Consider the following 9,758-nt stretch of genomic DNA (forward strand, 5'->3'; position numbering starts at 1 on the left):
AACCCCTTTAAAATATAGCACTTATTAATTAGATTGAATGTAATCTAATGCATTCATTTTTTTATATGTGACGTTAGCGTGCAAAATATGTGCAGGTTCAGGGTCAACCACTTCAACAGGAATGTCGTAATTTCGGGCTATTTCAATTGCCATTTGCGTAATATTGACGCTAAACGAGGTGCCCATAAATACAATTTTATCGGCGTTGAGCATACGCTGTTGTGCTTGTGTTATTCTGTAAAGCTCGGTGTAGTATTCGTCAAATAATAAAACAAAGGGCTTAAATGAATGGTTTAGCTCAGGCGTTTGGTTTTGAATATTAAATAGCTCAAAAAGAGACTCTTGCAGGCAGTTTTCGTCTACGCTATCCCACGGGGTGGCAAGTGGCGTGACTGGCTCACCTTGCTCATGAAATAAGGTCATTTGATCAAGCCTGCCGTGAATAGCAATGTAGTTTTTATTACCTGCTTTACCATCAAGCCCATCTATGTTTTGAGTAATTAGGTTTTTGTCACTTAGCCAATGGTGTACGTCGTTTGGGCCATGATTGCGATACGTTGCAAAGCGATGGTAATACCATGCTAAAAACTCTTTTGGGGCGTTTTGATACATTGCGCGCGTTGCCATTTCCATAGGCGTATAATTTTTACTGCCAATGGTCCAATAACCATCCTCCCCTCTAAAGGTGGGAATACCACTGGCTGCGCTGACTCCCGCTCCTGTAATGTAAAGAGTGTTCACTTTTCAACCTCGTAACCGAGTACGTTAGCGCTTACTTGCTGACTGTTATCTATGCCGCCAATTCTATATAAAACCCCACTGTGCTCAAGTAAACCACGATGATCCATGCTCTTTACTTCAACTGGGGATAAAATCTGCCATTCGTTTTTTTTGATACTAAAGCGCCAAACATGGTCACTTGCTGGTGCAGGTTTGCCGTCGTAGCCTATTGCGCTGTAGTTGTATGGGTTATTAGAGCCTGCCATCATATAAATATTGCCATTATAGCTGGTGGCTGCCATTCGGTAGTGAGCAGTGCCTGTTGGATGTGGCAAGGTACGCCAATCTATTTTTTGTGGGTTAGTTGAATCTATTGTGCCTTTTAAGCACTGTGCTACACCTGCAAACGAGCGACGCGAATCAGGATTAGCTTGTGTTTTAACGCCATCACAAATAACAATGGTGTTACCACTAATAGCAGCGGCTTGGCCAAATACGGGCTCACCTAAAAATGGCGAGGCTTGTTGCCATGTATTATTTTGCGTGTCGTATACTTGTACTAAGTTTACGTTGCCGTCGTTATGCCAACCGCTAATTAGATAAATGTAACGCGCTTTGTAGCTCAGCGCTACGCTATCGTCTACGGGTACTGGCATGCTAGCAAGGTGAGTGTAGGTATCTTTTATTACGTCGTACCTATATACGTCGGGGCTTGAAACTTCAGTATGATCCTCTGCTACCGTATAACCGCCAAACACATAAGCGTACTCGCCTAAGCCGACTGCGGTGCTTGCTAAGCGCCCTTTTAATGGCAAGCTTGAAGGCACACCAGTTTTAGATTGCCACTGTGAATCGCCAACTTTAAGCGTCCACACTTTGTTATGCACTGACGAGTATTGTTTATCGCGCCCCAGCCCCATAAAGCTTAAAAAGTAGGGCTGGTTTTTTACAATAACTTTAGCCACAGCATTATTTGCAACAGGCTCAGGTAAAGCGGGAAGGCTTGCTAACGCAAGAGAAAAAAGAAGGCTCATAAGGCAAATAATTTAATAAGAATTAATACGCTCAGATTAAATTATTTTAGCCTTGTGAGCCAGTATTGTTATATCAAAATAATCAAACGTTTTTGATTAGTAATCATATTAGTAGGCAATACTAATATGCTGATTTACGTACACTCCTTTTTGCGCTTCATCAACCATTGCTGTTGCGTAATCAGTGACCGAAACTTTGCTTTCGCCTGCATCATTAGTAAAAAATGTATTACTGCCTATACGGTAATTGCCTTCATTATCACCCAGAAATTACTTGTGCAGTTTATTTATCAAGGAACTACCTACAAACTGCTGTAAGAGCATTTATAGATTTTTAACGCAGCGCTGGAAAACCGCTATTAAAAATGTGGCGCTAAGTAATGTATTGTAGTTAAGGGCGTTGTGAAGATGAGCTGTCTAAGGTGGTAGTTCAGCATAATTTTTTAAGGTAAATAGGTTACGTTATCTAAGCCTTGTTGTTTATTTTTGTACATAGCTTGATCAGCATATTTTATAAGTTCATGATCTGTTTGTCCGTGCTCTGGGTAGTTTGCAAAGCCAATACTGGGGGAAATATTTAGTAGTACGTCATCTAACTTAAAGACAGCTTTAAACTCAGTGAGGACTTTATTTTTTATTCTGACGGTTTCGTGGCTAGAACTTAAATTATCTAAAATAATTAAAAATTCGTCTCCACCTAAACGCCCTACTGTGTCGTAATGCCTAACCGACGCTGAAAGCCTTTTTGCTATAGCACATAAAAGCTTATCGCCAGTTTCGTGTCCGTGGGTGTCGTTTACTGCTTTAAAGCCATTTATGTCTATAAACAGTAAAGAAAAAAATGTGTTGTTTGTAGTTGCACTAATAATTACTTTTTCTAATCGCTCCATCAATAAAGAGCGATTAGGCAAACCAGTTAACACATCGTGCCGAGCCATGTAATGGAGCTGCTCTTCCATTACTTTTCGCTCAGTTATATCGTGCGCTACTGCAATTCTTACTTGATGTTGCTCTGACCAACGAACAGACCATAATATATGGACTAATTGACCATCTTTTCTCATCCAGCGGTTTTCAAAGCGAGGGTTTACCGTTTCGCCAGACAATAGCGAAGTTACGGCGTTATGCGTTTTGTAATGATCACCTTCGTAAACATAGTTAATCATCTTTTTGCCTACAACTTCGTCGGCCGTATAACCAAAAATTTGCTCAAATGCTGCGCTTACAAAAACAAATGTGCCTTGTTTATCTACCACACAAACGGCATCAAGCATTAAATCGAGTACTTCTTCTACATTAATTAATTCATTTTTTATCATACTTTGGTGCCTTTAAAGCAAAACCAAGCAAATTTAAGTATTCTATATAGCTTTAACAAAAGCAAAGATAATTAAACCACAATCGCAGATAACACAGGGCTAGGTATAAATTGTGCCCATATAATTAATATTGCTTTGAGAAGCATGACACGAAAAAGTTAAGATTAAATATTTAATAACCATAAATACTTTGAAGTTATTCTGAAATAGACTAAATTTTAAGTCGTATATAAACATATAACTATCAGCTATTTACATTTTACTGACTCTTTAATAAATATACTTATAAAGTTCATTTAACTATATTTTTACAGTTCAATTGGGCGAAATTAGACCTTTTAACTACTACAAAATTAGCTACCTTGATTTAATCTCATTTATGCTTTTACACTGTTAATGTATGTTAATATTGTGTGATATCACATGTATTACAAAAACAAAGACTGTTTTTGATTTTTGATTGCGCAGGAGACTTTTGGGTGAAAATATCACAACGTTTGTTTTGGCCATTACTTTTTGTTTGCCCTCTCTTAACGGCCGAGCCGTTTGAAGATGAAGACCTCGATCTTGATGCTTTAATGGGCATGGATGTACAAGCAACTTCTGCGATGAAAAGAGCACAATCAGCATTTGATACCGCCTCATCTATTTATGTATTAAGTAAAGAACAAATTACTAACTCTGGTGCTACATCAGTACCTGAAGCACTGAAAATGGTGCCTGGTTTAATTGTACGTCAGCTCGATAACAATCAATGGGCTATTTCATCAAGAGGTATTGCCTCTCGATTTTCTAGCAAACTATTGGTTATGATTGACGGACAAAGCTTATATACCCCAAAATTTGCTGCAGTTTATTGGGAAACACTCAACGTTCCTTTGTATGACATTGAGCGCATTGAAGTAATACGCGGACAAGGCGGATTACTTTGGGGTAGTAACGCAAATAATGGCGTGATTAATATCATTACTAAAAACAGTATTGATACTCGCGGTGGATACGCAAACGTAACAACTGGTAATCAAATAAATGTTGATGCAAATCTTCGTTACGGTGGTGATATAAGTAACATAGGCAGCTACCGTGTGTATGGTCATGTAAAAGATGCGAATGAATCAAAAAAAGGGATCTTACTCGCACCTAACGATACAACTAAACAAAATTCTTTAGGTTTTCGGGCTGACTTTACCCCTAATGATGAGTGGTCTGCGCTACTACAGGGGGACGTTACTCACTCAACACTTGGTCAAAACTACCGAGGTGTTATAGATGAAACCAACGAAAACATTTCATTCTCAGATGATTTAAAGCGAACAGACTCACGCATAATGGCACGCCTTGAAAACAGAGTGTCGCCCGATGCCAATCAAATGCTACAAATTTCTTGGCTGAAACAAAATGGTTCCCAAGATTATATTAAAGAAGATTTTGAATCGATAGATATTGATTATCAAATGAACTTCATATACCAATCTCTACAGCTAGATTGGGGATTAAACTACCGGTATAACTCTATCTCTTTCGCAGAAAGTGTATTTTTAGATAGCGATAAAAACTTTGATAACCTCAAACAGTTTGGTGCACTTGTTCAAGCTCAATACAATGTGACGCCTGATACACTCGATTTTATTATTGGTACTAAGCTTGATCATAACGATTTAACTGGCTGGGAAAATCAACCGTCAGCAAGGCTTATATACAAACCAGTAGATAACCACCTTACTTGGGGTGCTATATCGAGAAGTGTACGTACACCAACATTGATTGAATTTAACGACAACTTTAAAGTTAATGGTACAGAAATTAAAGATCTTACCGGTTTAAGCTCTGGCTTTGGACAAATAGACGACTACCGAATTGCAACCTACCTAAATGGTAACGACAAAGTTAAATCTGAAAACTATCTATCTTATGAATTAGGCTACCGTTTTACTGCTAACGATTGGTCATTGGATCTTTCTACTTATTATACCGATGCTAATAACGTAGCGGTTATTGATATGAATACGCATGCTGAACAATTCACACCTATACTTGAATTATTTCTAGCAGGGAGAATCCCAGAAGTATTTCAAGCACTAACAATGACTCGCATAGATTTAGACTTTGCATCTGTAGCAGACACGACCACTAAAGGGTTCGACCTAGTTGTATCGTGGCAACCTGTTGATAATCTCAATACTGAGTTTGGTTATAGTTACACCGATTATAACTACGATTTACCTCCTCGAGTAGAGCCCGCAATCGGCTATGACTCTAAAAACAGGCAGTTATTTGCAAAAGCCGATTATTCTTTTTTAACCAACCATAATGTGTTTGCGACATTGCGCGCAATAAACTCAAATGCATATAACACTGATAATTACACAACGTTAGATGTTAGTTGGAATTGGCAAGCAACACCTGTGTGGTCTACTGCAATTTCGGGTAAAAACCTCTTTGCAGGTTCACATATTGAGTACAATAATACGCGCGAAACCTATACATTACCAAACTATATTGATGAATGTATTACATTTACAATTTCAGCAAATTTCTAAGTTAATTAGATGATTAAATTAAGAAGTTTAATTCACAGTAGCTTAATAACGTTGACACTTCTTAGTGCCAGCGTTGGCGCTGTTGAAAAAGAATACATGCTAAAAGCAGGCTTCTTATATAACTTTGCACGTTTTGGACACTGGGATTATCATTTAGAATCTCTTAATGAATTTATTATTTGTAGCCCTGATAAATACTTTATTGATGCGGCTAACAACGCTTTAAAAAGTCGCACTATAAAAAACTTACCTCTATACAATAAATTAATCACTCTTGATGAAGTAACAACCTCGGCGTGTAACATGCTATTTATTACCTCTGATACATTTATCGAATGGCAAAACATAACACCTTTAGAACTGAAAAACGTTATGCTCATTGGTGAAACAGACACATTTATTGAAAATGGCGGTCATATCAGGTTTTTTCTTTCCAGTGGTAAAATTCGCTTTGAAATTGCTCCGAAACAGCTTAAAGATGCAGGTATTACTATGAGCTCAAAAGTGCTACGCCTTGCCCGCGTTGTAGATAGGTAGTGCAATGAAAAAACTATTTACATTAAATACGATGAGCAAAAAATTACTATTTATCTTAATGAGTGTTGCACTTGTATCAACCGCGACAGTAACCATTGTATTTAGTGCTTATGAAATCACTAGCGCTAAAGAGGAACAAATAGAAAGCTTGGGCTCTCTGTCAAAAATGCTTTCACCGAATATAACTACAGCACTTATGTTTGATGATATTGATGCAGTGCAAGAGCTTATAAACCCAATACTTATACGCTCAGATGTTATTAGTATAATGGTAACAAGTGTGACTGGTGAGCAACTTGTTATTGCGCAATCCAAAGATGAAGATATGGAGCAAAATATTGAAGTGAGTACACCCCTTCAGCTCGATATGCATGATTACGGTATATTAAAAATACGCGCTAACAACAGCTACATTCAAGACAGAATTACTTTTTACTTTAAATTTATAATGATTTTGATGGTATTCACCTTTGCCATCAGCCTAATTTTATCTCTTTTATTAAGGCGTCGCTTTTTAAACCCTATTTTATATTTAGCTCAAACAGCAAATAAAATAACCACATCACATGATTATAGCTTACGCGCTAAACAGCTATCACAAGATGAAGTAGGACAATTAACCTCTTGTTTTAATGCGATGTTATACAACATTGAGCAAAGAGAAAATTCATTAGAAAACCAAGTTAGACTGCGTACTAATGAACTTGAAAATGCGAATATTCAGTTGCAACAATATGCCTACCAAGATGGATTAACCGACTTACCGAACAGGCGTTATTTTTACGAAAAACTACAAAGCTTAGTAAGTATTAAGGAAATGAAGTTCGCCCTTATATTCATAGATTTGGATGGCTTTAAAGAAGTAAATGACAGCCTAGGTCACGACTACGGTGATTTACTCTTACACCAAGTAGCAACAAGACTACAAAGTTGTATAACGACTAAAGATACAGTCGCACGTTTGGGTGGTGACGAATTTACATTGATTTTAGAGGGTGTAAATAGCCCGGATGAAGCATCAAAAATTGCCGAAGCTATAAAAAATAGTTTAATGCAGAGTATTAAAATAAAAAAAGAAACAGTGTATGTTACAGCAAGCATAGGTTTAACGTTTTTTCCTGCTGATGGCTTAACAGTAGAAGAGCTCGTTAAACGTGCTGATCAAGCGATGTACTTGTCTAAAAATAAAGGTCGGAATCGCTATGAGTTTTTCTCCTATGCTATCGAAGAAAAAGCCACAGAAAAGCGTCGTCTAATAGAGGAAATACGCACTGCAATTGTTAAAAACCAATTTGAATTATTTTACCAACCTATATTTTCAATTGACGGGAAATCAGTACCAAAAGCTGAAGCCTTAATTCGTTGGAACCACCCTGAACGAGGCCTAATAGGGCCAAATGAATTTATACCAGTTGCTGAAAAAAACGGATTAATAAACGATATCGGCCAATGGGTAAAATCTCAAGCAATTCAAGATACCGTCCAATTCAATGTTTTAAGTGAAAAGGCAATTCAAGTCAGTGTAAATACATCACCTCTTGAAATTGACCGCGCTGGTTGCTGGGTGGATGAATGGATTGTTGCAAGTAAAAAGTACCAACTACCCGCAAACACCATTTTAATTGAAGTCACTGAAAATACTTTAATGGATCCCGACTCGTCAATACAACGACAATTAAAACGCTTAAGCACTATTAATATAGATATTGCGATTGACGACTTTGGTGTTGGTTATTCTTCTTTGGCGTATTTACAGCGCTTAGATATAGATATTTTAAAAATAGATCGCTCATTTATCAACGATATAGAATCAAACGATAATAGCATTGGTCTCGTGAAAGCTATTATCACTATGGCTCACAATCTAGACGTAATGGTGGTTGCTGAAGGAGTTGAGACACAAAAACAGTATGACCTATTAAAGCAGCTTGCTTGTGATTACATTCAAGGCTACATTTTTTCAAAGGCAATTACTAAACAAGAGTTTATGAAAAAGTATATAATACCAATCCGCAATAATACTTAATCATTTTGCGGGGCTAAATGTGTCGCTACCTGTGTTAAAAAATTCTCATTTAGAACAACTAAATAGCAAATTTTTTGCCTAGCTATCAACACGTTTTTCCATCCTCAAAATAGATCACTTAATTAAGCGAATTGGTATAAAACAAAAAGAAGTGATCTGATTTATGTCTATTGTGCTGGATTTTAGCAAGCCAACACAGAACACTTCTTTACTTTTGCCTTAAAAATCCACGTATTTAAAGCTCAATCCCAAGCTATAACCAGCGAGGGACTAGTTGTTTATACTCTTTATATTGTGCAGAAAAACGATGGGCTAAATGAGCCTCCTCAACTAATGTTTGTCTATATATAGCTGTAAAACCAATAACTAAACAGGTCAAACTAAATATACTAGGTAAGGCTAAAAAGAACCCCACCTGTGCAGCTACAACGCCTAAATACATCGGATTCCTAGAGTATTCATATAATCCTGATGTTTTAAGCTCATGTGGTCCCTTAGGATCAATTCCTGAACGCCAAAGTGCCGCCATATGAAAATGTACAAACATCGTCAAAATAAAACCTGCACTCAATAAAATATCGCCAAATAATACGCCTGGCCAGCCATTGAGTATTGGGAATAGCCCAAGATAGCTATCTAACTCAGGTACAAATACTCTAATTACACATACAAACCAAATAGCAGCCCTGAAAAATTTAAAAACCATATGATTCCACCAACTAGTACAAAATTTATCACCGGGATAAATAACGCCAGATGGTGTATTTCGATTTTTATAAATAATTCTAAATGTATAAAATCCGGCAACAAAAGTATAAAAAATAGCTAAGTAAACTCGGGTAAATTCAACTAGCGATGCAGAGTCATCTACAAATGTTTCATAAGGCATTTAAGTTACAGCTCACAATCATTATTGGTAGTAATTTTAAAACAACTAAGCCAATAGATTTAGTTATAAGATCATGAAATCATATTAGTATTCATTGCCCTCATAAACAAGCTAAGTCTGTGGTTAGTTAACGAGTTATAATCAACTAATCAAACTAATTTATAAATTCTGTTTGATACTTCACCTAAACAACTGCTTACACAAACCGAAAACGTAAATTCGGTAGTTCACAATTTTATTTTTATACCAATTCGCTTAATTAAGTGATCTATTTTTCCGCCCTACTCGATGGTGTTGGTATGAGTGTATATTAATTGCGCATATTTAACTTTTCTGCAGACGTAAAAAAGCCCGACTATTTCTAGTCGGGCTCTCTACAATTTGAAGCCTGGTAATGTCGTAGTGCCCACAGCGGTGGAGAGTCACATAGCAAATGCTACTGGATTGGCCCACTGAGATATTGAGGGATTTTGCTGTGATTTTAACGTCGGGAGTCGCTGTGCTCGCCCGACCTACGTGATGGGTGTTGCTGTGAGTGGATGATAATTGCGCACATTTTACTTTTCTTCAGACGTAAAAAAGCCCGACTATTTCTAGTCGGGCTCTCTACAATTTGAAGCCTGGTAATGTCCTACTTTCACATAGCAAATGCTACACTATCATCGGCGCTGTTTCGTTTCACTACTGAGTTCG

Annotated in this window: 7 protein-coding genes; 3 read left to right on the forward strand and 4 right to left on the reverse strand. The window is 37.2% G+C overall.

The annotated features are described in order from the left end of the window. Window positions 1-24: 24 nt before the first annotated feature. From H5116_RS12570 to H5116_RS12580, 3 genes are all read right to left on the reverse strand, one after another. Entirely contained in the window at window positions 25-741 is a 717-nt protein-coding gene (locus H5116_RS12570; protein ID WP_182711793.1) for a Sir2 family NAD-dependent protein deacetylase, read from the reverse strand. Continuing rightward, complete coding sequence (locus H5116_RS12575) at window positions 738-1,754, reverse strand: kelch repeat-containing protein (protein ID WP_182716283.1); 1,017 nt, start codon at window positions 1,752-1,754, stop codon at window positions 738-740. The genes H5116_RS12570 and H5116_RS12575 overlap by 4 nt, the downstream gene beginning before the upstream one ends. A 443-nt stretch (window positions 1,755-2,197) precedes the next feature. Beyond that, window positions 2,198-3,073, reverse strand: a complete 876-nt coding sequence (locus H5116_RS12580; protein WP_182716284.1) for a sensor domain-containing diguanylate cyclase — start codon at window positions 3,071-3,073, stop codon at window positions 2,198-2,200. A 479-nt stretch (window positions 3,074-3,552) separates the two neighbouring features. Here H5116_RS12580 and H5116_RS12585 point away from each other — a divergent pair, with 479 nt between their 5' ends. The 3 genes from H5116_RS12585 to H5116_RS12595 are packed head-to-tail and all read left to right on the forward strand — an operon-like array spanning window position 3,553 to window position 8,176. Continuing rightward, on the forward strand, window positions 3,553-5,613 hold the full coding sequence (locus H5116_RS12585) for a TonB-dependent receptor domain-containing protein (RefSeq protein WP_182692675.1): 2,061 nt from the start codon (window positions 3,553-3,555) through the stop codon (window positions 5,611-5,613). Window positions 5,614-5,622: 9 nt separating this feature from the next. Further along, entirely contained in the window at window positions 5,623-6,150 is a 528-nt protein-coding gene (locus tag H5116_RS12590) for a YfiR family protein (protein WP_024596128.1), read from the forward strand. A gap of 4 nt (window positions 6,151-6,154) precedes the next feature. After that, entirely contained in the window at window positions 6,155-8,176 is a 2,022-nt protein-coding gene (locus H5116_RS12595) for a bifunctional diguanylate cyclase/phosphodiesterase (RefSeq protein ID WP_182716285.1), read from the forward strand. A 253-nt stretch (window positions 8,177-8,429) separates the two neighbouring features. Here the strand turns inward: H5116_RS12595 and H5116_RS12600 are convergent, their stop codons facing one another. Then, complete coding sequence (locus tag H5116_RS12600) at window positions 8,430-9,065, reverse strand: isoprenylcysteine carboxylmethyltransferase family protein (RefSeq protein ID WP_182716286.1); 636 nt, start codon at window positions 9,063-9,065, stop codon at window positions 8,430-8,432. Window positions 9,066-9,758: the final 693 nt, after the last annotated feature.

The organism is Pseudoalteromonas sp. SG45-2 (assembly GCF_014164115.1).
Lineage (GTDB): Bacteria > Pseudomonadota > Gammaproteobacteria > Enterobacterales > Alteromonadaceae > Pseudoalteromonas > Pseudoalteromonas distincta.

What these genes read in the sequence shown, in the direction of transcription:
- H5116_RS12580 (WP_182716284.1), bottom strand. Translation starts at nt 3,073, where the DNA reads ATGATAAAAAATGAATTAATTAATGTAGAAGAAGTACTCGATTTAATG.
- H5116_RS12600 (WP_182716286.1), bottom strand. Translation starts at nt 9,065, where the DNA reads ATGCCTTATGAAACATTTGTAGATGACTCTGCATCGCTAGTTGAATTT.
- H5116_RS12575 (WP_182716283.1), bottom strand. Translation starts at nt 1,754, where the DNA reads ATGAGCCTTCTTTTTTCTCTTGCGTTAGCAAGCCTTCCCGCTTTACCT.
- H5116_RS12590 (WP_024596128.1), top strand. Translation starts at nt 5,623, where the DNA reads ATGATTAAATTAAGAAGTTTAATTCACAGTAGCTTAATAACGTTGACA.
- H5116_RS12595 (WP_182716285.1), top strand. Translation starts at nt 6,155, where the DNA reads ATGAAAAAACTATTTACATTAAATACGATGAGCAAAAAATTACTATTT.